Origin of the sequence: Vibrio nereis NBRC 15637 (assembly GCF_001591105.1) — a bacterium.
GTDB lineage: Bacteria > Pseudomonadota > Gammaproteobacteria > Enterobacterales > Vibrionaceae > Vibrio > Vibrio nereis.
Window position 1 is genome coordinate 55,396 of record NZ_BCUD01000003.1, and the last position, 23,874, is coordinate 79,269.

21 protein-coding genes and 1 other annotated feature are annotated in these 23,874 nt (G+C 46.5%); of the genes, 12 read left to right on the forward strand and 9 right to left on the reverse strand.

The window, feature by feature from the left end; translation table 11 throughout:
* Window positions 1–20 precede the first annotated feature (20 nt).
* A complete protein-coding gene (locus VNE01S_RS04540; RefSeq protein WP_053396619.1) occupies window positions 21–1,631 on the forward strand; it encodes an AAA family ATPase in 1,611 nt (536 codons plus the stop codon).
* A complete protein-coding gene (locus VNE01S_RS04545; RefSeq protein ID WP_053396620.1) occupies window positions 1,631–2,377 on the forward strand; it encodes a general secretion pathway protein GspB in 747 nt (248 codons plus the stop codon). Before VNE01S_RS04540 ends, VNE01S_RS04545 begins: the two co-directional genes overlap by 1 nt.
* A 67-nt stretch (window positions 2,378–2,444) precedes the next feature.
* Here VNE01S_RS04545 and VNE01S_RS04550 read toward each other — a convergent pair whose 3' ends face one another.
* From VNE01S_RS04550 to VNE01S_RS04560, 3 genes are all read right to left on the reverse strand, one after another.
* On the reverse strand, window positions 2,445–3,056 hold the full coding sequence (locus VNE01S_RS04550; RefSeq protein ID WP_053396621.1) for a TIGR04211 family SH3 domain-containing protein: 612 nt from the start codon (window positions 3,054–3,056) through the stop codon (window positions 2,445–2,447).
* Window positions 3,057–3,207: 151 nt separating this feature from the next.
* Window positions 3,208–4,470, reverse strand: a complete 1,263-nt coding sequence (locus tag VNE01S_RS04555) for an inorganic phosphate transporter (RefSeq protein ID WP_053396622.1) — start codon at window positions 4,468–4,470, stop codon at window positions 3,208–3,210.
* Between the two features lie 131 nt (window positions 4,471–4,601).
* Window positions 4,602–5,282 (reverse strand): TIGR00153 family protein, encoded by a 681-nt coding sequence (locus VNE01S_RS04560; protein WP_053396623.1) that lies wholly within the window; start codon window positions 5,280–5,282, stop codon window positions 4,602–4,604.
* A 205-nt stretch (window positions 5,283–5,487) separates the two neighbouring features.
* Between VNE01S_RS04560 and VNE01S_RS04565 the strand changes: the two genes are divergently transcribed.
* A complete protein-coding gene (locus VNE01S_RS04565) occupies window positions 5,488–7,005 on the forward strand; it encodes a CYTH and CHAD domain-containing protein (RefSeq protein ID WP_053396624.1) in 1,518 nt (505 codons plus the stop codon).
* A 39-nt stretch (window positions 7,006–7,044) separates the two neighbouring features.
* Here the strand turns inward: VNE01S_RS04565 and VNE01S_RS04570 are convergent, their stop codons facing one another.
* On the reverse strand, window positions 7,045–7,809 hold the full coding sequence (locus VNE01S_RS04570) for a potassium channel family protein (protein ID WP_053396625.1): 765 nt from the start codon (window positions 7,807–7,809) through the stop codon (window positions 7,045–7,047).
* 113 nt (window positions 7,810–7,922) lie between these two features.
* Here VNE01S_RS04570 and VNE01S_RS04575 point away from each other — a divergent pair, with 113 nt between their 5' ends.
* The 3 genes from VNE01S_RS04575 (at window position 7,923) to hldE (ending at window position 13,696) form a co-directional block, all read left to right on the forward strand.
* A complete protein-coding gene (locus VNE01S_RS04575; RefSeq protein ID WP_053396626.1) occupies window positions 7,923–9,179 on the forward strand; it encodes a methyl-accepting chemotaxis protein in 1,257 nt (418 codons plus the stop codon).
* A gap of 133 nt (window positions 9,180–9,312) precedes the next feature.
* Window positions 9,313–12,153, forward strand: a complete 2,841-nt coding sequence (gene glnE, locus VNE01S_RS04580) for a bifunctional [glutamate--ammonia ligase]-adenylyl-L-tyrosine phosphorylase/[glutamate--ammonia-ligase] adenylyltransferase (RefSeq protein ID WP_053396627.1) — start codon at window positions 9,313–9,315, stop codon at window positions 12,151–12,153.
* A 112-nt stretch (window positions 12,154–12,265) separates the two neighbouring features.
* Complete coding sequence (gene hldE / locus VNE01S_RS04585; RefSeq protein WP_053396628.1) at window positions 12,266–13,696, forward strand: bifunctional D-glycero-beta-D-manno-heptose-7-phosphate kinase/D-glycero-beta-D-manno-heptose 1-phosphate adenylyltransferase HldE; 1,431 nt, start codon at window positions 12,266–12,268, stop codon at window positions 13,694–13,696.
* A gap of 112 nt (window positions 13,697–13,808) precedes the next feature.
* Here hldE and arcA read toward each other — a convergent pair whose 3' ends face one another.
* The gene (arcA, locus tag VNE01S_RS04590; RefSeq protein ID WP_053396629.1) at window positions 13,809–14,525 is read right to left on the reverse strand and encodes a two-component system response regulator ArcA; all 717 of its coding nucleotides are present in this window, start codon (window positions 14,523–14,525) and stop codon (window positions 13,809–13,811) included.
* Between the two features lie 327 nt (window positions 14,526–14,852).
* On the opposite strand from arcA, the gene VNE01S_RS04595 reads away from it, so the two are divergent.
* Together VNE01S_RS04595 and VNE01S_RS04600 are read left to right on the forward strand one after the other, a co-directional pair.
* The gene (locus VNE01S_RS04595) at window positions 14,853–15,242 is read left to right on the forward strand and encodes a DUF3293 domain-containing protein (protein ID WP_053396630.1); all 390 of its coding nucleotides are present in this window, start codon (window positions 14,853–14,855) and stop codon (window positions 15,240–15,242) included.
* Between the two features lie 29 nt (window positions 15,243–15,271).
* Window positions 15,272–15,757: a putative 4-hydroxy-4-methyl-2-oxoglutarate aldolase gene (locus tag VNE01S_RS04600; RefSeq protein WP_053396631.1), complete on the forward strand. Its 486-nt coding sequence runs from the start codon at window positions 15,272–15,274 to the stop codon at window positions 15,755–15,757.
* Here VNE01S_RS04600 and VNE01S_RS04605 read toward each other — a convergent pair.
* Window positions 15,754–16,215, reverse strand: coding sequence for a translocation/assembly module TamB domain-containing protein (locus tag VNE01S_RS04605; protein ID WP_053396632.1), 462 nt, complete (start codon window positions 16,213–16,215; stop codon window positions 15,754–15,756). The two genes, VNE01S_RS04600 and VNE01S_RS04605, sit on opposite strands and share 4 nt — an antisense overlap.
* Before the next feature lie 253 nt (window positions 16,216–16,468).
* Between VNE01S_RS04605 and thrL the strand changes: the two genes are divergently transcribed.
* From thrL to thrC, 4 genes are all read left to right on the forward strand, one after another.
* Entirely contained in the window at window positions 16,469–16,546 is a 78-nt protein-coding gene (gene thrL, locus VNE01S_RS19565) for a thr operon leader peptide (protein WP_281178087.1), read from the forward strand.
* Window positions 16,482–16,601: a sequence feature (Thr leader region), on the forward strand. It overlaps the preceding gene by 65 nt.
* A gap of 29 nt (window positions 16,602–16,630) precedes the next feature.
* Window positions 16,631–19,090, forward strand: coding sequence for a bifunctional aspartate kinase/homoserine dehydrogenase I (gene thrA, locus VNE01S_RS04610; RefSeq protein WP_053396633.1), 2,460 nt, complete (start codon window positions 16,631–16,633; stop codon window positions 19,088–19,090).
* A 17-nt stretch (window positions 19,091–19,107) separates the two neighbouring features.
* A complete protein-coding gene (gene thrB, locus VNE01S_RS04615) occupies window positions 19,108–20,064 on the forward strand; it encodes a homoserine kinase (protein ID WP_053396634.1) in 957 nt (318 codons plus the stop codon).
* The gene (gene thrC, locus VNE01S_RS04620; RefSeq protein ID WP_053396635.1) at window positions 20,061–21,344 is read left to right on the forward strand and encodes a threonine synthase; all 1,284 of its coding nucleotides are present in this window, start codon (window positions 20,061–20,063) and stop codon (window positions 21,342–21,344) included. The genes thrB and thrC overlap by 4 nt, the downstream gene beginning before the upstream one ends.
* 61 nt (window positions 21,345–21,405) lie before the next feature.
* Here thrC and VNE01S_RS04625 read toward each other — a convergent pair whose 3' ends face one another.
* The 3 genes from VNE01S_RS04625 to VNE01S_RS04635 form a co-directional block, all read right to left on the reverse strand.
* A complete protein-coding gene (locus VNE01S_RS04625) occupies window positions 21,406–22,026 on the reverse strand; it encodes a TRIC cation channel family protein (RefSeq protein WP_053396636.1) in 621 nt (206 codons plus the stop codon).
* Between the two features lie 71 nt (window positions 22,027–22,097).
* Complete coding sequence (gene btuF, locus VNE01S_RS04630) at window positions 22,098–22,919, reverse strand: vitamin B12 ABC transporter substrate-binding protein BtuF (protein WP_053396637.1); 822 nt, start codon at window positions 22,917–22,919, stop codon at window positions 22,098–22,100.
* The gene (locus tag VNE01S_RS04635; protein WP_053396638.1) at window positions 22,920–23,873 is read right to left on the reverse strand and encodes a cobalamin biosynthesis family protein; all 954 of its coding nucleotides are present in this window, start codon (window positions 23,871–23,873) and stop codon (window positions 22,920–22,922) included.
* Between the last annotated feature and the right edge of the window lies 1 nt (window position 23,874).

Here is a 23,874-nt window from a genome sequence, read left to right on the forward strand (position 1 = left end):
AATTCCCAGAGACGAGATGCATGTATAAGCAATATTTTGGATTTTCAGAACTGCCATTTTCGATTGTTCCTAACTCTCGTTTTCTCTATCAAAGCCAAAGGCACAAAGAAGCGATTCTTCGCCTAACCGCCGGGCTTGGTGAAGGCGGCGGGTTTGCCATGCTGACCGGTGAAGTCGGCACTGGAAAAACAACGGTTGCCCGTGCCATGCTCAATGGGTTGGATCACAGTGTGCATGCTGGTCTTATACTCAACCCGACTTTTTCCAACCTCGAGTTATTGGAAGCGATTTGCGATGAGTTTGGTTTAGATTATCAACCAGAGTCTTCCCTCAAGCAGTTGAACCAAGTGATCCATCACTTTCTGCTCGGTAATCACGCCAACGGTACTCAAACTCTGCTTGTTATTGATGAAGCTCAGCATTTATCAGCAGAGGTACTTGAACAACTCAGGCTACTCACCAACCTAGAGACGGAAAGTCAAAAGTTGCTAAAAGTGCTGCTTATTGGTCAGCCTGAATTGCAACTCAAGTTACAAATGCCTCAGCTCAGGCAGTTAGCACAGCGAATTACTGGGCGTTATCATTTGCTTCCTCTTGATAGTGCAGAAACGGCCAACTACATTCGCCACCGACTAGAGCTCGCGGGTGGGGATAAAAACCTGTTCAACGCGAAGTCTTTAAAGCTTATCGCAAATAGGACGTTAGGTATTCCTCGGTTAATTAACCTGGTGTGCGATTCGGCTTTAAAGTTCGCTTACAGCCTGGGTGAAAAGACACCTCAGTATTCAACAGTACAAGATGCTTGCAACGAGGTGATGAGTTTCCAGCCTTCCTTACAGCAGCAGGCTGATCCGAAGCCTGCTACTCCAGCTTATCTGACTTACATTGGGGCCGGGGCGCTCGGTACGATTTTAGCCGTGGCCAGCTATTTTTATACCCCTAGTTTGTTGGAGCCGACGATCGACCGTTGGGGGAACGAGTACTATCCCCAGCAGGAAGCGGAACTGATTGAGCGAGAGGTTTTTCCTAGTGCTTTAGCAATGCAAATTGAACGCGCAAAAGATTTCGAGCAAGGAATGGGGGACCTCTACCGCGTGTGGGGCTTTCAACCTTCCATGTTAGATAAGCTCTGTTTGCAGGAAAACGAGGGGGCATTCAGTTGTGATCGTGTTCGAGGGGATATTCAAGAATTAAGAGCGGCCAATGTCCCCGTTTTGCTGACGCTTGAACGTGATAATTTGGAAAGCTTTGCGGTGTTATACAAGCTGAATGATGATAAAGCTCAGCTATTGATGGCGGGAAAGAACGTCGAGTTATCGCTCGATAAACTTGAGCAACTTTGGGGTGGAGAGTATCACAAAATCTCACGACGTTATTGGAATCAAACGATGAAGCTGGGGATGCGTGGTAAAGCCGTTGCCTTGCTTGATAAACGCTTATCTCAAGTGCTAGGTAAGCCTTTAGGTAAAGGCGACGTTTATGATCAGGTGCTTAAGGAAAAGGTTATTACATTTCAGCGTTGGCAAGGTTTAGCCGCAGATGGAATCGCAGGGCGTAAAACTCTACAGCGGTTGGAAGAAGTGGCACAGATTGACGCGCCATCTTTAAGTATCAATAAGGAGGAAAGCTGATGTCTAGAGTGATGAAAGCATTAGAGCTATCTGAGCAAAATTACCGAGCGGCGTCGTTTTCACCTTCGAATTCCATGGCTCAAGTTCAGGTCAGGGAAGAAAAAACAAGCAAGTGGCTGGTGGTGGGGCTAATCATTGTTCCTGCTCTTTTAGTTGGTGCGATTCGTAGCTACCAGCTATTTGAGGAAAAGTTGCTTGCTTGGCAAACCTCGTCACAGCAAGAACCAATAGTGCTGGAAGTCCCTTTCTCGTATGAAGTGGTGCCGTATCCAGTCTTTGGTCAATTGCAGGCGACGTACGAGCTGTTGGCCCCGGTGTACAATGAGCCTCCAGCGGCAGCTGAGCCTGTTGCCCGAAAACCAGCACCGAAGAAGAAAGCCGTCGAACAAGATCCTCTACTTGGTGATCTCGATTTGTCGCAACTTTCGCCTGAATTAGCGCTGCATGTGCAATCTGTTCTAGGTAGTGAGAGCCCATCATCTAAGGACACTGCACCCGTTAAAGTTTCCAATCTATCGACTCATGCTGATCGTTGGTATGGCAAGTTGCCAGCGATGAACTTCGAAACGCACGTTTATTCCAGCAATCCAGCCAAGCGATGGGTGAAGATAAATGGTCATGAATACAAAGAGGGCGATTGGGTTACAAGTGCAATTAAATTGGACAAAATTGAGCAGCACAACTGCTTAATAAGTTTCAGTGGAGAGAAAATAGAAGTGCCCGCATTGTATGACTGGAAAGGGTAGTGGTAGTTTAAAGCAAAGGACAAAAAGAAAGGTCGCGTTGAGCGACCTTTCCTTATATAGCGTATCGTTAGGCCCAGCCAGATGGCGAGCGGCGTTTACGCGGAATAATATGAGGCAGTAGTAAACCAAACAGCAAACCAAAGCCAGCGACACCACCCCCATACATAAAGTATTTCAGTAGCAGATCGTCTTTTTGAGTATCTAGTTTCGCTCTTAGGTTACGAACTTCTTCTTGAGCTGTAGAAAGCTGTTGGCTCATGTCGCTATAGCTTTCTTCCATTTCAGAAATCTGGCGATTACGAATTTCTAGAGAATCCACTAAGCCTGCTTTTTCTTTGTCTGAGATCGCTCTAGCGTTTGCCAGCTTTTCTTTTGTTTCAGCCAGCTCTTGCTCCATTTTTGGCAAGCGCAGAGCCATGCTCTCTTCGCTGGTTACAAAGCGGCTTTCTACCCAACCTTTACGGCCTCGGTTATCTTGAATTTGGCTGTAACCAGAGTCCTTATTGGTAGAGATAAGAGTGACCTTATCGCCAGCATCGATGCTGCCGATAATACGGTATTGATTACTAGGTCCTGAGTGCATGTAAGTAAATAACTTATCAGCAATGTATCGATCTTTAGCAAATGCAGCTGGTACCACTACCAGAGATGCTAAGACCAAGCAAAGCAGTCTTTTCACGGTAAATCCTTTAACAGTTTTGTGTCTATATTTCGCTAGTGCCAAATAGTAAAAATTTTCAAGAGTGACTGCAACAAAGAAGGGAGGCTTAGCCTCCCTTTATGCGTTTTTGAGTCAATAATGACAGTGCGTTTACACTGTACTGACGAATCTATGAAGCAAAAGAGGCCTGAATTGCGTAGAAGAACACAACCGCTAGCAGTGCACCTGCTGGCAGTGTGACTACCCAAGAAGCCACGATGTTGCGCACAACGCCAAGGTTCAGTGCTGCAATACCGCGAGCAAAACCAACACCAAGAACCGCACCCACGAGTGTTTGTGTGGTAGAAATTGGCAGGCCAGTACCCGACGCAAGCACCACGGTACACGCTGTTGCCAACTGAGCAGCAAAGCCGCGGCTTGGCGTTAGCTCAGTAATACCGGTACCAACGGTTGCCATTACTTTATGACCCAGTGTGGCAAGACCAACGACAATACCCAAGCCGCCTAGTGGAAGAATCCACCATGCAATCGAGCTTTTCGCTGTGATTTCACCCATGTGCTCTACTGTTGAAACAACCGCAGATAGTGGACCAATCGCATTTGCAACATCGTTTGAACCGTGCGCGAATGCCATCGCACAAGCAGTGATAACCATCAGTACGCTGAAGATGCCTTCTACACCAGCAAACCCATGGTCGTCCTCGCGGCTAGCAAACTTCTTCTGGATGTACAGGTAACCACCAACCATAACGATAGAAGAAACGATAGCCGCCCACATCCAAGCTTCACCATCGCTTAGGTGAAGACCAACGTGCTTAAGGCCTTTTTTGATCGTAACTAGTGCAATTACCATCGTGGTAATAAACATGTAAACAGGAACAAAACGCTTTGCATTAAAGAGCGGTTTTTCTGTATCGAAGATTAGACGTTGCGCGCTGACAAAGATGATGTAAGCGAAGAAGCCTGAAATAATCGGAGTAATGATCCAGCTACCCACAATACCTTGAACACTGCCCCAGTCGACCGCTTCAGTACCAACCGATACACAAGCAAAACCGATGATGGCGCCGATGATTGAGTGAGTAGTAGAAACAGGCCAGCCCATGTAAGACGCTAGCAGCAGCCAAGTGCCTGCAGCTAGAAGAGCTGACATCATGCCATAGACAAGGACGTCAGGCTGAGATGCAAAAAGTGACGTTTCAATAACGCCTTTACGGATAGTATCGGTTACTTCACCGCCTGCAAGGTAGGCCCCCGCAAATTCAAAAATCATCGCAATGATGATAGCTTGTTTTACGGTTAGCGCTTTAGAACCCACAGATGTACCCATCGCATTGGCCACGTCATTCGCGCCAATACCAATCGCCATCAGGAAGCCAAAAAGGGCTGCAACAATAATCAGGACAGTGCCGTAGTTCGCAAGGATATCCATCGTAATACCTAGTTGTTGATAACAAGCGGAGCAAATTAGGCACGACAAAGCCCCTTCGGCGCTTTGGTTATTTATCGCCTAACAGGGGGAGTGCTTATAAAATGCTCTTCGTTATTTGGTTAACTTATGATTTATGAGCGAGACAACATTAACTCAAGGCGCGCACCTACACGTTGCGCTTGATCAGCAATGCCACCTACCCACTCTAAAATTTTGTAAAGGAACATAACATCGATAGGATTCATATCCTGTTCAAGCTCCATCAATTGTTGACGAAGTTGGATTTGCATCGCATCGGTGTCGTCTTCGATAACATCCAATTGGTGGATCATTTCAGCCACAAGTGTTACTTCACGGCCTTTAAATCCAGTTTCCAATAACTCATCGAGCTCGTTGATAACATTTTGCGCTTGATTGGCAGCGTCAAGGCAACGCTTAACGTACGCAATAAAGTTTTCTTGAAGTGGCTCTGGGATGACTAATTGACGGCCGTAAACACGACCAGCAATATCTTTTGCGAGGTTTGCAAGTTTGTCTTGCTGTGTAAGTAGCTCTAGCATATCGCTACGGTCTACAGGCATAAACAAACCACGAGGAAGTTTTAGACGAATTTCGCGCTTTAACACGTCGGCTTCTTTCTCTAGGTGAGAAATCTGTGCGCGAATTTCAGATGCTTTTTCCCAATCCCCCTTTGAGCTTACTTCAAAGAAGTTAATGAGATGCGAGCAACACTCATTCACACACACAACGTGGCGTTGCAAAGGCTTGATAGGGGACTTTGCAAATAACCCCATAATTGTATTTACTGGCATGGTCATTCAACCTAATTAATATAACCTAAAAATAACATACACCAATCTACGGCGAAATGTTGAACGATGGCTATAAAGGCGCGCATGGTAACGCATTAAATCACTCATTAAAACTGTTTTAGATCATCAATCCAACGATATTTCTTCCTTGCCGTGTAAGAAGATTGGCAATATCCTGTTTCTATCTGCTTCGAAAGGTATAACTATGGAAACCGAGATAGAACTGAAGTTTTTTGTTTCTCCTGAATTTTCAGATACTTTAAGAGAAAAAATTGCTCAATCAAAAGTACTTCAGCACAGTTGTCGAGAGCTAGGGAACACGTATTTCGATACTCCTGATAATTGGTTACGCCAGCATGACATTGGCTTGCGTATTCGTCGATTTGATGATGTTTTTGTTCAAACTGTCAAAACTGCAGGACGCGTCGTAGCTGGGCTTCATCAACGTCCGGAATATAACGCTGAGCACAACAGCAATATTCCAGACTTAACCCTGCATCCAGGTGATATTTGGCCGAATGGCAAAGACGTTGCGACGCTTCAACAAGAGTTGAGCCCGCTTTTCTCTACTAACTTTACGCGCGAGCAATGGCTGATCAGTATGCCGGATGGCAGTCAGATTGAAGTGGCATTCGATCAGGGAAAAGTAGAAGCCGGAGACAAAGAAGACCCTATTTGCGAGGTGGAGCTGGAATTAAAGTCAGGCCAGACAGACGCGTTATTCACTTTGGCTCGCGATTTCTCGGATTCTGGCGGTATGCGTTTAGGTAACTTAAGCAAAGCGGCAAAAGGTTATCGCTTAGCGATGGGTTATGAAGGGGATGACATCAAAGAAATGGCTTTGGTGGAGACCGATAAAAATGACACTGTTGAGTCCTGTTTGATCTACTCCTTAGAGCATGCGCTGTCTCATTGGCATTACCATGAGCAAATTTACTCAGAAAGAGAGTCCATCGACGCTCTGCATGAGATAAAAAACTCAGTGAGCTTTATTCGCCAAATTTTGACCGTGTATGGTGGCATCGTCCCTCGTCGTGCGAGTGCGATTCTACGTCAAGAATTGAAGTGGCTAGAGCAGAGTCTAGAATGGTTAAAAGAGTACGACTATTTAGAAGACTTACTCGAAGATAAAGGCCACGCTCTGAGAAAACTGGATGCGCGCAAATTCCTAGTCGCGGAACTGAAGCTAGAGCAAGAAATGCTGCCACCTAGGGAAGAAATCTTAGAGCAGCTTCACTCTGCCCGCTATACCGGCTTATTGCTTGATTTGAGCCGCTGGATCCTGACACGCGGTTGGCAGCCTTTCTTGGATGATAAGTCACGTGAGAAAATGGCGCTAAACATCGAACATTTTTCTGTGCAGCAGTTGGACCGTACTTGGGCTGATTTAATGGAAGCCTTTCCGCCTGAACGTAGCCTTACAGGACAAGACTACATTGAGCAGCAGTATCGATTGATGCGTAATTTATACACTGGTGTCAGCTTTGCCAGCTTGTATGATGCGGAAGAACGCAGAAGTTTTCGAATGCCTTGGAGTGATTTGTTGCACGGCATTGATGATTTAATCAAGCTAAAAACCTTGCATAAACAAGTGGAGAAGCTTGAAGGCGAAGAAAAAGAGCAACTAGAACGTTGGCTGATTCGTCAGGAAAGCTCCATTCTTCATGCGATGGAGCAAACCAGAATCATCTGTATTGAAGCTGAGCCATACTGGCGCGATTAAGTACTGAGGGAGCATCACTGCTCCCTTTTTTGATCCAATTTAAGAATGTTTTTGTTTTTCTAGTTGCGCCTCGAGTTCATCCAGTCGCTTTAGGATTTGGTCTTGCTTTTGTACTGCCTCTAAAAGCAATCGCTCTTTGTTTTCGGAGCGTTTTGTTTGTGTGGTGGTCGGTGAAGTAAGAAATGATGTGATCAAACCTGAAATCATACCAAATAAGCCGACACCGCAAATAATGAGTGCGGCAGCCAGAGTTTTACCGCCATCCGTTACGGGATAGTGGTCGCCGTAGCCCACGGTAGAAATTGTCACTAACGCCCACCACAACGCATCCCCTCCGGTTTGGATATTAGCTTCCGGTGCTTTGCCTTCGATGAACAGCATCATACTTGCGCCGATGGTGAGCAAAACAACCAACAGCAACAAAATGGACGCCAGTGTTGTCTCTCGGCGATTGCTGGTAAGCTGCCTAAACATAAATCGGCTAGAGCGAATGACCAGAATTACCCTTAAAATATGAAACAAACGAGCGAAGCGCAGGGGCTCAATCATTGGGATACTGGCAAGGAAATCGATCCAGTGGCGTTTAAGAAACTCAACTCTGTCGGGCGAGCGAATGAGGTCAATCATCAGTTGTAGGATAAAAACACTACAGATAATAAAGTCTAAGCCGATAAGAACTTGACGCGACTCTGGTTGTAATGGGAAAAACAGTAAGCCAGAAATCACAAATAGTGCCATAAATGACAAGATTAGTGACAACAAGCTCATCGGCTTTGTATCGTATTTGATATCATCTTTTTTCATACGAGGCTCGAAATAAATAATGAATACTGCTGTAACGGCAAAATAAGAGCGAATTCGTGTTCATATTTTGAATCAGAATTAAACAATATATAAAACTTAGTGGAGAACGAACAATGACCAAAATGGCATTTAAGCCATGGGAACGTGTAATTACGGATATTCGTCTAGTTCCCAAAATGGTGTTGCTGATGGTATTCAGTACCGTGCTGATCATTTCAAAACAGCTGTGGGACGCGAATACGTTTTATGAATCCCTGCTCGCGGCAACCAATAACCTAGCGGTTGCGCAGCAGCATTATGATGCCTACATTGTTCAAGTGGTATGGCAAACCGCCATTATGATTGTGGTGTTTGTTGTGCTGCTACTGTTTGCTGCACGAATCATGCTACGCCAGACGCAATATTTGAGTGACTCCATTAAATTAATGGCTGAAAAAGACCTTTCTGTCCAAATTCAAATGGACTGCAAAGACGAATATGGTGATGTAGCGCGAGAGTTAGAAAAAACGCGTATGCAATTGCAAGATATGATAAAGCTTCAGGTCAGTTCATCGCAAGAGTTGTCTGGGTTGACTGAGGTAATGACACTGAGCATGTCAGAAACCAAAGAGTCTGCACAAGAAGAGTTTAATGAAATTGATCAGCTTGCTACCGCAATGAGTGAGATGAGCTCAACGGTTCAAACGGTCGCGGAACATGCGCAGAGCGCTTCATCTCTGACTGAAAATGCTTCGGGGCAAGCAGAAACAGGTCAGCGTTTCGTTCAGGGCACTGTGTCTAAAATTAGTGATTTGTCGCAAGACATCGCGGCTTCGGCGCAAGCCGTGAATGAGGTCGAAGAAAGCGTTGAAGCGATCGGTAGCGTGGTTGGCACCATTCAAGGCATTTCAGAGCAGACTAACCTGCTTGCATTAAATGCGGCGATTGAAGCGGCACGCGCTGGGGAAGCTGGTCGAGGCTTTGCCGTGGTTGCTGACGAAGTACGTAACCTGGCGCAGCGTACTCAACAAGCGACAGTAGAAATCCAAGACATGATCACCCAACTGCAGTCCAGTGCGACTTCTGCGGTTGATCTGATGGAAAAAAGCGTGGTGGAAGCCGCGGAAGGTGTGGAGTTGGTGACCAATGCGGGAAGTGAACTGGATGGCATTGTTGGTCAAGTCAAACAAATCAATGACATGAACTTCCAGATAGCGACGGCGGCAGGCCAGCAGAGCAGTGTTGCAGAAGAAATGAGCCAGAACCTCACTAACGTTCGAGAGCTGGTGGAAGCGTCGGTAACTGTGGTGTCGGAACTGCTCGAAACATCAGAAATTATGCAGCAAAACGCGGAAGAACTGGATAAGAAGATCACCTCGTTTAAAGTCTAACAAGGCCAGAGAATCATGAACAAACGCCCACTAGTGATAGTGGGCGTTTTTTATTAGGCCAGTTTTGATATATAACTAGTCCATTACCATTTAAATCGTTATCCAGATTGGTATTTTTACACAAGGAAGATACATGCAACTGCCAGAAAGCCTCATCCCTATTTCTCAAGCCGCACTCGAACCGCTAAACCAATCTGACATTGTGGCCAACTGGCCAGAAACGCTGCGTGCAAAGCTCGTTTACGTAGCAGGCTTAAGCCAGTTCATCACCGATACCTTTCAGACTGATGAGCATCTGTTGCAAGCATTTCCTGACATGTTGGAAGAGTCGTCTCGCTGTCATTCATACCGAGAAAGGTTGGCCACGTTACTGGCTGGCTGCAGTGATGAGCTTCAAGGGCATCGAGTGCTCAGACAATTCCGCAATCGTGAAATGGTCTATATCGCCTGGCGTGATTTTACAGGAACGTGGAGCTTAGAAGAGAGCCTAGAGCATATCTCTCAGCTTGCCGAAGCGATGATTTTCGAAACCTATCAATGGCAATACAAAGCATGTTGTGAACTATGGGGCACACCGTGTAACGCAGAAGGCGAAGCGCAACCAATGCTGATCATGGGGATGGGCAAACTGGGTGGAGGGGAGCTTAACTTCTCATCGGATATCGACCTTATTTTTACCTACCCTGAAAATGGTGAGACGCAAGGCGCACGCCAGAGCATCGCAAATGCCCAATTCTTTACCCGATTAGGTCAGCGGATCATTAAAGCACTCGATCAGCAAACATTCGATGGTTTTTGCTATCGCGTTGACATGCGTTTACGTCCATTCGGAGACAGTGGCCCTCTGGTGATGAGCTATGCCGCGCTTGAAGACTATTATCAAGAGCAAGGGCGCGACTGGGAGCGCTACGCGATGATCAAAGCACGGGTGATGGGCAGCGAAATGTATCCTCAATATCAAGAGCTGCGCAAAATGCTTCGCCCGTTTGTGTTTCGTCGTTACATTGACTTCAGCGCCATCCAGTCTTTGCGCCGTATGAAGTCGATGATCAGCAGTGAAGTACGTCGTCGGGGTTTGAGTAACAATATTAAGCTCGGGGCAGGGGGCATTCGCGAAATCGAGTTTATCGCCCAAGTATTCCAGTTAATCCGTGGTGGCCGTGAGCCGAGTCTGCGTCACCGAGGTCTGTTGCATACGTTAGATGCCATCGAAGAATTGGAGCTACTGGAAGCGGGTGGGGCTGGCCATTTGCGAGACGCGTACAAGTTCTTACGTCGCCTTGAAAACCTTTTGCAAGCGATGGCCGACAAGCAGACTCAAACATTGCCAGACAGTGATACCGAGCAATTGCAACTGGCGATAGCGATGGGGTATAGCAGTTGGGATGAGTTGATGGGCGATGTGCGCCATCATATGGCCGCAGTGCATCAGGTATTTACGAACCTGATTGGCGATGAGGAAGAAGAATCTTCCGATGTCGCCAGCCACTTCCATGAATTGTGGGACATGATAGAAAATCCGGAAGTGATCGAGAACGTGCTGAGCCAAGATATCGGCGTGCAGGAACCTCAGGTCATGGCGAATACCATTCTTCAGTTTAAAAAGGACTTGGCGAAAAAGACCCTTGGCCCGCGAGGGCGCGAAGTATTGAATAGGCTGATGCCTAAAGTGTTTGCAGCCATTTATGCACACCCAGAGGCGGAATTCGGCTTATCGCGCGTGTTACATCTGTTACAAAAAATCGTCACCCGAACCACTTACCTGGAGTTACTGGACGAGCATGCTGCCGCGCTGACTCAATTAGTACGCTTATGTACAGCGAGCCCAATGATTTCTGAACAGTTGGGCCGCTATCCTATTTTGCTTGATGAGCTCATCGACCCTCAGCAGCTATACAATCCAGTCCCGCTGGAAAGCTATCGTACCGAATTACGTGACTTTTTAGCGCGTATCCCCGAAGACGATATGGAGCAGCAAATGGAAGCGTTGCGTCAGTTCAAGCAGATTTGTATCCTCAGAATTGCCGCCGCAGATATCGCGGGCGTACTTCCAGTGAAGAAAGTGAGTGATCACTTAACCTATCTTGCTGAAGCTATTGTTGAATCTGTCGTTCACCAAGCCTGGTTACAAATGGCTGAAAAATACGGGGAGCCGACTCACCTCAAAGATCGTGAGGGGAAAGGCTTCGCGGTGATTGGTTACGGCAAGGTTGGTGGCTGGGAGCTGGGTTACAACTCTGATCTGGATATCGTCTTTATGCACGACTGCCCAGTGCACGCATACACGGATGGTAAAAAAGAAATCGACGGACGACAGTTTTATTTGAGACTGGCCCAGCGCATCATCCATATTTTCTCGACCAGAACAGCATCGGGCATTCTATACGAAGCGGATACTCGCTTACGTCCTTCAGGTGCGTCGGGGTTATTGGTAAGCCCTGCTGAAGCGTTTGATGAATACCAACATAACGAGGCTTGGACGTGGGAGCACCAGGCATTAGTCCGAGCTCGCATGATTTATGGCGATGAGCCGCTACAACACAGTTTTGCGAAAACGCGCCACGAGGTACTCGCTCTTGAAAGAGATGGAGATAAGCTCAAGAAAGATGTGGTTGAGATGCGAATCAAAATGCGTGACCACCTCGGCGGTAAAAAAACAGGGCGTTTTATGCTAAAGCAAGACCCTGGTGGCATTACGGATGTGGAGTTTTTAGCGCAGTATTTAGTGCTACGTTATAGCCATGAAAAACCAAAACTCACCCGTTGGAGCGACAATGTCCGCATCTTTGAATCAATGATTGCACAAGGAGTGATGGACGAAGGCCAAGCGATGGCAATTACTCATGCTTATACCGCAATGCGAAACCAAATCCATCACCGTAATCTACTCAATCTTGATGCGGATGTGGCTGCTGATAAGTTTGCGGCTGAGCGTGAACTTGTGATCCAACTGTGGAACGAGTGGCTAGGCTAATTTAGCGAATAGAAAATGAACGCCGCGTTGCATTGTTCGCAGCGCAGCAAAGGGTTTAGGGCAGAAAAACGCTGTGCTAAACTCTGGCCAGATTTAATTGTGGAGATCGACGATGAAACCAATCCTACCTAACTACAAGGATTCCGGTGTATTGATTATTGGTGATGTAATGTTAGATCGCTATTGGTATGGACCAACAGGGCGAATCTCACCAGAAGCACCAGTGCCTGTAGTAAAAGTAGAAAACAACGAAGAGCGCCCAGGTGGAGCTGCTAACGTTGCGATGAACATCGCCTCGCTGGGTGGACAAGCTCATATCGTAGGTTTAACAGGGATCGATGAACCAGCTAAAGCATTGAATGAAACACTGACTGCGCTCAACGTTAAGTGTAATTTTGTTGGTCTGCCTAACTACCCGACTATCACGAAGTTGCGTGTAATGAGCCGCGGTCAGCAACTGATCCGCCTCGACTTTGAAGATAAATTCGAGAATATTGAACCAGCTCTGATCCTAGAGCGCATGGAGCAGGCACTGCCAAAAGTGAAAGCCGTGGTGCTTTCTGATTACGCGAAAGGTGCACTAGAACACGTTCAACAGTTCATCCAGAAAGCGCGTGCTGCCAATGTGCCAGTTTTTATTGACCCAAAAGGCGCTGATTTTGAACGCTACCGCGGAGCTACGCTGCTAACACCAAACATGTCTGAGTTTGAAATGGTGGTGGGGAAAGTCAAATCTGATCAAGATCTGGTAGAAAAAGGCCATCAACTGATCGAAGAGTATGATTTTGAAGCGCTACTGGTAACACGTAGTGAACACGGTATGACGTTACTTCGCCGCAACCAGAAGCCATTCCATTTGCCAACTCAAGCCAAAGAAGTGTACGACGTAACAGGTGCTGGTGATACGGTTATATCAGTGCTTGCTTCATCGGTAGCGGCGGGCAAACCAATGGACGAAGCGTGTGCGTTGGCAAATGCAGCCGCAGGCGTGGTGGTTGGTAAGCTCGGTACTTCAACCGTGTCGACCATCGAACTTGCAGAAGCCGTTCATGGAAGCCAAGACACAGACTTTGGTGTGATCACAGAAAAAGAACTGATTGAAGCGGTGAAGAAAGCGCAATCGAAAGGTGAGAAAGTGGTCATGACCAACGGTTGTTTCGACATTCTTCACGCAGGGCATGTGTCTTACTTAAATCATGCTGCTGAATTGGGTGACCGTCTGATTGTTGCTGTAAACACTGATGAGTCAGTTAAGCGCTTGAAAGGACCTGGTCGTCCAGTTAACCCAACAGATCGCCGTATGGCGGTACTTGAGGGCTTAGGAGCGGTAGATTGGGTTGTTCCTTTCGGGGAAGATACGCCACAACGCTTAATTTCAGAAGTGCTGCCAGACTTATTAGTGAAAGGTGGTGACTACCAACCAGAAGAAATTGCTGGTGGAAAAGAAGTGATCGCGAATGGTGGTGAGGTCAAAGTGCTGAACTTCGAAGATGGTTGCTCAACAACTGAAATCATTGATGCCATTAAAGGTGGTAAAGGGTAAAGAATGCCCTTTAAACATTCAAAACGTCCACGCTTGTGGGCGTTTTTTGTATATGCCGAAAACAAAAAATGGAGCCAGTTGGCTCCATTTGCTATGAACGAGTAGAAGAAGATTAGTCTTCTAGATCACCACAGAAGCGGTAACCTTCGCCGTGAATCGTTGCAATGATCTCTGGTGTACCAGATACAGATTCAAAGTGCTTACGAATGCGACGAATGGTTACGTCTACAGTGCGATCATGTGGCTTAAGCTCACGACCTGTCATTTTCTTCAGCAGGTCTGCACGAGTTTGAATCTTGCCTGGGTTTTCACAGAAGTGAAGCAGTGCACGGAACTCAGAACGTGGCAGCTTGTAGCTGTCACCACTTGGGCTTACCAAAGAACGACTGTTGATATCCAGCACCCAACCATTGAACTCATATTTTTCTACGCTGCGTTTTTCTTCCGTGACAGCGTTAGTGCTCATCGAGCGGTTCAGTAGGTTGCGAGCACGGATAGTCAGCTCGCGCGGGTTAAACGGTTTAGTGATGTAATCATCTGCACCGATTTCAAGACCTAGGATCTTATCAACTTCATTGTCACGACCAGTCAAGAACATCAGCGCCACGTTTGCTTGTTCGCGAAGCTCGCGAGCCAACAGCAGGCCGTTTTTACCTGGAAGGTTGATGTCCATAATGACCAAGTTTACTTGGTTGTCGGACAGAACCTGGTGCATCTCTTCACCGTCACTGGCCTCAAAAACAGCGTATCCCTCTGCTTCAAAAATACTCTTAAGAGTGTTACGAGTTACTTGCTCATCTTCGACAATAAGAATGTGCGGGGTTTGCATTGGCGGTACCTAAACTTGTGAAAAAAATGTGCTAATGGAATAAATTTTAGGCAAAAACATAACATACGGGTAATGTGATGTTGATAATAAACCAAAGAACATAATATTTCACTTCTTTGATTGCCCGCCGTCCTTGGATTTTACTGTGTATCCTGCGTGAGGTTCCGATTCCTCAACCACTCCATTAGTCTTTGAAGCGGATTTTATAATGTTAACAGCATGCTAACAACGTAGAACTTTTAATTCCAATCACTTTGTTGATTTATATCAAGAGTTAGAATGTAACAAATATTAATAGTACTAAGTAAATGTAAAACTGCAATTTATATGAACATTGATTCTCAACTCTGGGCTGCTTACTCAGACCCATACTTTCGTTTTAGTGATGAATATTCATGTGATTCTTTTGCTATCATCACGGCTTGGAACCCATCAAGCCATTTACTGCCCAAAGACGAAAATAAAAGAAAAAATCAGCAGTTAAGTCAGGAAATCAACCATAATTACAGTGTTGAAGTCTTAGTCGGAGACAAAACATTTTCCTGGGTTGAAGAAAGTTTTGCAGTTGAAATGAGCGAATCCCACGCTATTTGGCTCGCGCGTAAGTTTGGTCAAAATGCGATTTATTTTGTTGAAGGTGAAATGCTGTATCTCATTTCATGTCTTGAAGACAATACCAAATTAGCTCTGGGGGATTGGCGAATTCGTTGTAGATAAAGGATTACTTACTATCTCATGGAGGAATAATGAAAGATATAACACCAGATATTTGTGATAAGCATGCGGATAAGGTCACCCTTGTTGCTCTGCCTTTGCTTAACTTTGGTCACAAGAGTGCATTTTTTGGCGAGATAGTCACAATACGGTGCTATCACGATAATTCAAAAGTACGAGAAGTGTTGAGCCAAGATGGAACCGGAAAAGTGTTGGTTGTTGACGGTCATGGCTCTTGTCAAAAAGCCTTGTTAGGTGATCAATTGGCCATTTTAGCCATAGACAATAATTGGGAAGGGGTGATAGTCAACGGGGCTATTCGAGATGCAGTAGCAATGGCCGAAATGGATTTGGGTGTGAAAGCTTTGGGCACTAACCCGTTTAAAACTGAAAAACGTGGTGTCGGTGATGTGAATGTCACGCTGACCATCCACAACCAGATGATTCAGCCGGGTGATTACATTTACGCAGATTGGAACGGGGTGTTAATGTCTACTGAAAAGTTGGAGTGGAATTAAAAGCGAAAGCCTAATCCAAATTCGACTTCCTGTTGCCACTCTTGGTAGTCAAGAGTGGCATGTAAATCTAAATTTTCAGTCAACCTTACGCGGCTGGAAACCTCCGCAGACAAGGCGGGTTCTTTCTTTTCATCCACGGTTTCTGAGCTGTAAGAGTGCAATGTACTTGCCAGTGAAACTCTTGGTGTTATTTGGTAGCTGACTCTGCTCAATAGCCCGGTTTCATTGGCTTTAGCGCTATTGTTGACGCGTGCACCCACGTAAACATCAAGATTGTCGAATACGCTGTATGCGTACCCGCCATCCACTTTCCAAGTATCGAAATCTCGTTGGTCATTCTCGCTTGAAAGAAACACTTTGTGCGGAGAAGTTAGCTTTTGGGAAGGGAGCTTCGGAAGCTCTGTCGCGCATAAGGAACCAGCGAATAACACTGTTGAAAGGCAAAGATATCTTTTCATCCACTGTTCCTTATGATTATTTTATGCACTATAGGGTTAATTAAAGCATAAAACTTTTGGGTGGGGAGTTTTTATGTCGTAATCCGTGATTCATTCACCTTCTAGCGTGTTATACCGTTCTGTATTTCTTTTATTTATGGAGGTATGTCATACCTTGCTAGGTTAACTTTTTGAAAGTTTTAATTGACTCCTGCTCAAGAAATAGGTTAAACGTATGGGTAAGCAAACACATAAGCGTATTAGATTTTTACTCATGCTCAATCACAGCCTAACCGTAATGACCACAACCATTATTATTACCGACATCACACATGTTGGGGCAGGCTGCTAAGCGAAAGAAATTCACAAAAAAGGCCTGTATCCAACAAGATACAGGCCTTTTTTTGTACCTATTTATAAATATTTGGAGGAAGGGATGCGAGTTTTAAAGTTTGGAGGCTCATCGTTAGCTGACGCAGATCGCTTTTTAAGAGCGGCAGATATCATCGCTAATAATGCTCAACAGGAAGAAGTAGCCGTTGTGCTATCAGCCCCAGGAAAAACGACCAATAAACTGGTTGCTGTTATTGATGCAGCATTAAAAACGGGTGATGCAGAACTACAAATCGCAGAGTTGGAAGACTCGTTCCGCGATTTATTTCAAGATATTAAGCAAGTACTGCCAGAGCTAAATAGCACTGGCTATGATCATCAGGTAAAAACCTCTCTTTCTCAACTTCGCCAGTTTGTACACGGTATCAATCTGCTAGGTATGTGCCCAGATAATGTCAACGCACGCATTATTAGCAAAGGTGAGCGTGTTTCTATTCAGCTAATGAAAGCGGTACTCGAAGCGAAAGGCCAGCCAGCGAGCCTAATTGACCCTATCGAATACCTATTTGCTCGTGGTGAACACTTGGAAGCGATGGTTGATGTTGATATTTCAACGCAAAACTTCCGCCATAAGCCGCTTCCTAAAGGCCACGTTAATATCATGCCTGGCTTTACTGCGGGTAATGAAAAAGGTGAATTGGTGACGTTGGGCCGCAATGGTTCCGATTATTCAGCTGCGGTTCTTGCCGCGTGTTTACGTGCAGATTGCTGTGAAATCTGGACAGACGTTGATGGCGTTTACAACTGCGATCCGCGTTTGGTTGATGATGCGCGCCTACTGAAATCCTTAAGCTACCAAGAAGCGATGGAGCTCTCCTACTTTGGTGCATCGGTTCTGCATCCAAAAACCATCGCCCCGATTGCTCAGTTCCACATTCCTTGTTTGATCAAAAACAGCTTTAACCCACAAGGCGCAGGTACGTTGATCGGCCAAGATACTGGTGAAGATAACCTCGCTATCAAAGGCATCACTACCCTGAGTGACCTGACAATGGTGAACGTCTCTGGCCCGGGTATGAAAGGTATGGTGGGTATGGCAAGTCGCGTATTTGGCGCGATGTCTGCGGCGGGTGCCTCCATTGTCCTCATCACGCAATCATCTTCTGAATACAGCATCAGTTTTTGTATCGAATCTCAGGATAAGGCTCTGGCTGAACAAGCGCTGAGTGATACCTTCGAACTTGAGCTGAAAGATGGCTTGCTTGAGCCTGTTGAATTTATTGATGATGTTGCCATCGTTACGCTTGTCGGTGACGGTATGCGTACATCTCGCGGCGTGGCTTCGCAATTCTTCCTTTCTTTGGCACAAGTTAACGTGAACATTGTGGCAATTGCGCAAGGATCGTCAGAGCGAGCGATTTCAGCTGTGATCCCAGAAGATAAAATTTCTGAGGCGATCAAAGCATGTCACGAAAACCTCTTTAACTCGAAACACTTCCTTGATGTCTTTGTTGTTGGTGTGGGCGGCGTTGGCGGTGAGCTGATCGACCAAATTGAGCGCCAACAAGTGAAATTGGCTGAAAAAGGCATTGTGTTACGCGTATGTGGTTTAGCAAACAGCAAAGGATTGTTGCTGGATAGCCAAGGTTTACCGCTAGAGCATTGGCGTGACCGCATGAAAGATGCGACAGAAGAATTTAGCCTGGCGCGTTTGATCTCGTTAGTACAACGCAACCACATCATTAACCCAGTGCTGGTGGATTGTACTTCCAGTGAAGCGATTGCCAACCAATATGCCGACTTCCTTGCCGCGGGTTTCCACGTCGTCACACCAAACAAGAAAGCGAATACAGCGAGCATGGCGTACTATCACCAATTGCGTGATGTGGCACGAAGCTCTCGTCGTAAACTTATGTACGAAACAACGGTTGGTGCAGGCCTACCAGTTATCGAAAACCTACAGAACCTGATCTCAGCCGGCGATGAGCTTGAGCGATTCAGCGGTATTCTTTCGGGCTCACTCTCTTACATCTTCGGCAAGCTGGATGAAGGAATGACGCTGAGCGAAGCGACCAATATTGCCAAAGAAAATGGCTTCACTGAACCGGATCCTCGTGATGATCTGTCGGGTATGGATGTGGCGCGTAAGCTTCTAATCTTGGCTCGCGAGGCTGGCATGAATTTGGAACTGGAAGACGTGATCGTTGATCAAGCTCTGCCACCAGGTTTTGATGACTCTGGAAGTGTTGACGAGTTTATGGCTCGCCTTCCTGAAGCCGATGCTTACTTTAAAGAGCAGTCAGCTAAAGCGGCAGAAGAAGGTAAAGTATTGCGTTATGTTGGTGAAATCTCTGAAGGTCAGTGCCGTGTGAGCATAGCGGCAGTGGATGAGAACGATCCAATGTTTAAGATTAAAGACGGTGAAAACGCGTTAGCCTTCTACAGCCGATACTACCAGCCAATCCCGCTTGTATTGCGTGGCTATGGTGCAGGTACAGAGGTAACGGCAGCAGGTGTGTTCTCAGATGTGATGCGTACATTAGGTTGGAAATTAGGGGTATAAGCAGAATGAGTAGTGGTATGGATGTGGTGGTTTATGCCCCAGCGTCAATCGGAAATGTCAGTGTAGGTTTTGATGTATTGGGGGCGGCAGTGTCCCCAATGGATGGCACCTTATTAGGCGATCGCGTGTTGGTGAAATCAGGCAATGCTCCGTTTGATCTTAAAACTGCGGGTAGCTTTGTCTCTAAGTTGCCGGATAACCCAAAAGAGAACATCGTTTACGATTGCTGGCAGGTGTTTGCGCGTGAGTTAGACAAAAAAGGTGTCGTACTGTTACCGGTGGAAGTCACGCTCGAAAAAAACATGCCCATTGGTTCTGGTTTAGGCTCCAGTGCATGCTCGATTGTTGCGGCTCTTGATGCACTAAACCGTTTCCATGGTCAGCCTCTTAATGAAATGGAACTGTTAGCCCTCATGGGCGAAATGGAAGGCAAAATTTCCGGTGGTATTCACTACGATAATGTCGCGCCTTGCTATCTTGGTGGCTTGCAGTTAATGCTTGAAGAGTTAGGTATTATTAGCCAGGAAGTGCCGTGTTTTGATGATTGGTACTGGGTAATGGCTTATCCGGGCATCAAAGTCTCGACGGCGGAAGCGCGTGAGATTTTACCATCTCAATATCGCCGACAGGATGTGATCGCACACGGTCGTCATTTAGCGGGCTTTATTCACGCTTGCCATTCTGGGCAACCAGAGCTTGCAGCCAAAATGATCAAAGACGTGATCGCAGAACCATATCGTGAGAAACTGCTTCCTGGCTTTGCTGAGGCTCGAAAATACGCAGCGACAGCAGGTGCATTAGCGACAGGGATCTCTGGTAGTGGCCCGACACTATTTAGCATTTGCAAAGAAAAAGACGTTGCAGAGCGAGTTGCTCGCTGGTTAGAAGAAAATTACGTACAAAATGAAGAAGGATTTGTCCACGTTTGTCGTCTAGATAAACAGGGCTCGATCGTTACAGGAAGTGAGCTATGAAGCTTTACAATATAAAAGAAAATGATGAACAAGTTTCCTTTGGCCAAGCCGTTCGCCAAGGGTTAGGTCGTAACCAAGGCCTATTTTTCCCATCGGAATTGCCTAAGTTTGAAGATATCGATGCGCTGCTAGCAGAAGATTTTGTGTCCCGTAGCACCAAGATCTTGTCTGCACTGATCGGTGACGAGCTGGCTGAAGACAAAGTCAACTCAATGGTTGATGCGGCGTTCCAGTTCCCTGCACCAATTAATAAAGTGAAAGACGGCGTTTACGCGTTAGAGCTGTTCCACGGCCCAACGTTAGCATTCAAAGATTTTGGTGGCCGTTTTATGGCTCAATCTTTAGCGGCAGTTTCTGACGGTGGCAAAATCACTATTTTGACAGCGACTTCAGGCGATACTGGTGCTGCTGTTGCGCACGCTTTTTACGGTATGGAAGACATTAACGTTGTTATCCTATACCCGAAAGGCAAGATCAGCCCGCTGCAAGAAAAACTGTTCTGTACACTTGGCAAGAACATTCACACTGTCGCGATCGACGGCGATTTCGATGCATGTCAGGCGTTAGTTAAGCAAGCATTTGACGATGCGGCACTGCGTGAAGAGATCGGTCTGAACTCGGCAAACTCAATCAACATCAGCCGTTTGATGGCGCAGATCTGCTACTACTTTGAAGCAGCTTCTCAAATGAGCAAAGCAGAGCGTGAGAATCTCGTCATCTCGGTACCAAGTGGCAACTTTGGCAACCTGACGGCGGGCCTACTGGCAAAAGCTCTCGGTCTGCCGATTAAGCGCTTTATCGCTGCAACGAACGCGAATGACACTGTGCCACGTTATCTGGAAACGGGTCAGTGGGATCCAAAACCAACCGTCGCAACAACATCAAACGCAATGGATGTTAGCCAACCAAACAACTGGCCGCGTATTGAAGAGCTATGCCGCGTCAAAGAGTGGGGCCTAGAAACTCTAGGTAAAGGGGCGGTAACGGACGCGCAAAGCGCTGAATCAGTCAAAGCACTTTACGATCAAGGTTACCTATGCGAACCACATGGTGCGATTGCGTATCGCGTACTTGAAGAGCAACTGCAAGAAGGTGAGACTGGTCTGTTCTTGTGTACCGCTCACCCAGCCAAGTTCAAAGAAGTGGTGGATGAGATCTTAGAATCTGACATCGATTTGCCAGCACCACTGGCGAAACATGCAGTAATGGATTTGCTTTCTGAAGATTTGGATAATAACTTCGACGCGCTAAAAGAAGTTTTACGTCGTGTTCAGAAATAAGTTGTTCCCATATTAAAAAAGGTCGCTCATGCGACCATTTTTTGATTTTTGGTATTTTTTCCTATCGATTGATAGCGAAGGTAGGCAAAGACAAGTGCCAACGTATTGCTCCTAATCGAATCAGTAAGGTCGCAAATATACCCGCTAAAAAAGCGGTGTTGCTATCTTGGCCAATCGACAACGCGGTTGTCTGGAATACGCCACCTATAATACATGCGGTGGCGTACACCTCACTTCTAAGAACCATTGGAACTTCGCGAGCGAGGACATCGCGAATAATGCCACCCCCGCAGCCTGTAATCACGCCCATGATGATCGCAACCAGTGCGGAGTCTTGATAAGACATCGCTTTGTCTACGCCGATGCCAACAAAGACAGCGAGCCCAATCGCATCACACACAGGAAGAATCCACCATGGCAGACGTTTTGGTCGTCTGATGATGACCATAGTGGCGAGACAGGTGAGCAGTATCACCCAAAGATAATTGGTGTCTGTTATCCAAAATACAGGAGTAGCACCGAGCGCCATATCGCGGATGGTTCCCCCACCAATTGCCGTCACGCTGCCTAAAACGGCAACCCCAAATGGATCCATCTTTAGCCTGCCCGCCAGCAGAACCCCAGAAATGGCGAAAATTGCAGTCCCAAATAGGTCTATGCTATAGAGCAGCATTGAGTCCATGTTGCTAAAATCTCATACAAAATTAATAAATAGAACACTTACAAAGGTGTTCGAGCTAATGTACTCAATCGTTAACGGTTTTGTCTAACTGTTTCTAAATGGTTGCACACTTGTTCTATTGCAAGCAGGGTTCTTGGTGTGGGCCGGTTGAGCCAGTCAGAATTAAGCTGCCAGATATATCCATCTTTAACCGCTGAAAGTTGCTCTGACCAGTCTTGCCACATGTTGCCGTTTTTTATCGCGTGTTCTGAGGTAAAAATAACTTCGGGCTGTTTAACAATGACTTGCTCTGCGCTCACTTGAGGGTAGGGAGCCGAACTCTGCTCAAATATATTGACGCCGCCACAAAAGCTGAATACTTCACTTGGCCAATTATTTTGTGCCACGGTGATGATTGGCTGCTCACTCAACTGATAGAAATAACGGACTGGAATCTCAGTATGGTATTTTGCTTTGAGCGCTTGCAGTGACTGTCTAAATTTCTTTGCTGAGCTTTCCCCCACACTAGGGTCGTCTGCGTACTGACTGAGCCGTTCAATATTCGCCGCAATATCATTTAAGGAACTCGAATGAGAGTAGTAAATATTGAGGCCAAATTGCTTTAGTTTCTCTATCTCTCTGGCCGGGTTCCCTGAAGGCCACGCCAAAATCAAGTCGGGCTGAAGAGCGATGATACGCTCTATTTTTATTCCTTGGTAATTGGCGACTTTCTCTATTTGGGTTGCCGCGGGTGGATAGTCACTGTGCTCACTGACCGCCACAAGTTTATCGCCTAAACCTGCGGCAAAAGCAATTTCGGTCGCATGTGGTGCCAAGCTAACAATACGCTCGGCGGGTTTAGATATCGCACTGCATGGCAAGAGTGCCGCCAATAGGTAAAACAGTTTTCTCATCTATATTCCTTGATAGATCGCAGCCATAATGAGGCTTTGGATTAGGATCCAAGCTAATATGCGCCACGCTAACAGCTTTTGAACCTGCGCGAGGTGCAATGCCGAAGGTGCAATGCGTCCGCCGAGCTTGGCTCTGACCGCTTTTTTCCCTTCGTAGATGGCCGGTCCACCAAGAGATAACTCAAGTTTTGCCCCCACTGCGACCAGTAACCAGGAAGGTCCGGGCAGTGGCCATGAACTGGCTTGCTGTTTGATTAGCGAGAATACGACATGCGTTTTGTGGCCTACAGCAACCATTATCGCGAACAGTCTGAGCGGAATAATCTCCAGCGTGGCAACCAATCGTGTAGCTGGTAAACCAAATGGCGAAAAGCGCTCACGAGAAGGAGACCAAGCTCGTGCTAATTCCACAGCCATGCGATAGGCGAAAGCCGCGGTGCCCCCACCAATAGCGAACCAAAAGAGAACGGCAATCACGTTTCGTCCGTACGACATGATCAGTGTTTCGGCCCCTGCTTTGCCAAGACCGAGCGGGGAGAGTGATTCCGTTGAGCGATTAACGATAGGTTGCAGTAAGAGCTTGGCTTGCTGTTTGTCTTCACGAGCGAGCGCTGCAATAAACTGAGCCGTAAATTTATCCGTGTTACGCCAGTCAATCGCTAGGAGCAGGAAAGCTAGCTCGAAAAGCTGCGGCTGCCAAACTAACGGCTTTAATGCGATGAGTACCGCCAGTAGCGGTAGCATCATCAGCAAAAACGCGAGCGTGCCGGAGAGTAGGCTCTGTGAATAGCTGGTATTATTATTGACCTTGTCAGCTAACAGTTTTGCAAACTGCCGCCAAAGCATGGCTGGGTGTGCTTCGCGTGGAAAAGGAAGTAAAAAGTGACATAACAGCGCACCCCATAAAGTTAGGAGTGCGCCGTTTGAATAGAGTTGGTTGAACAGATCTTCCATG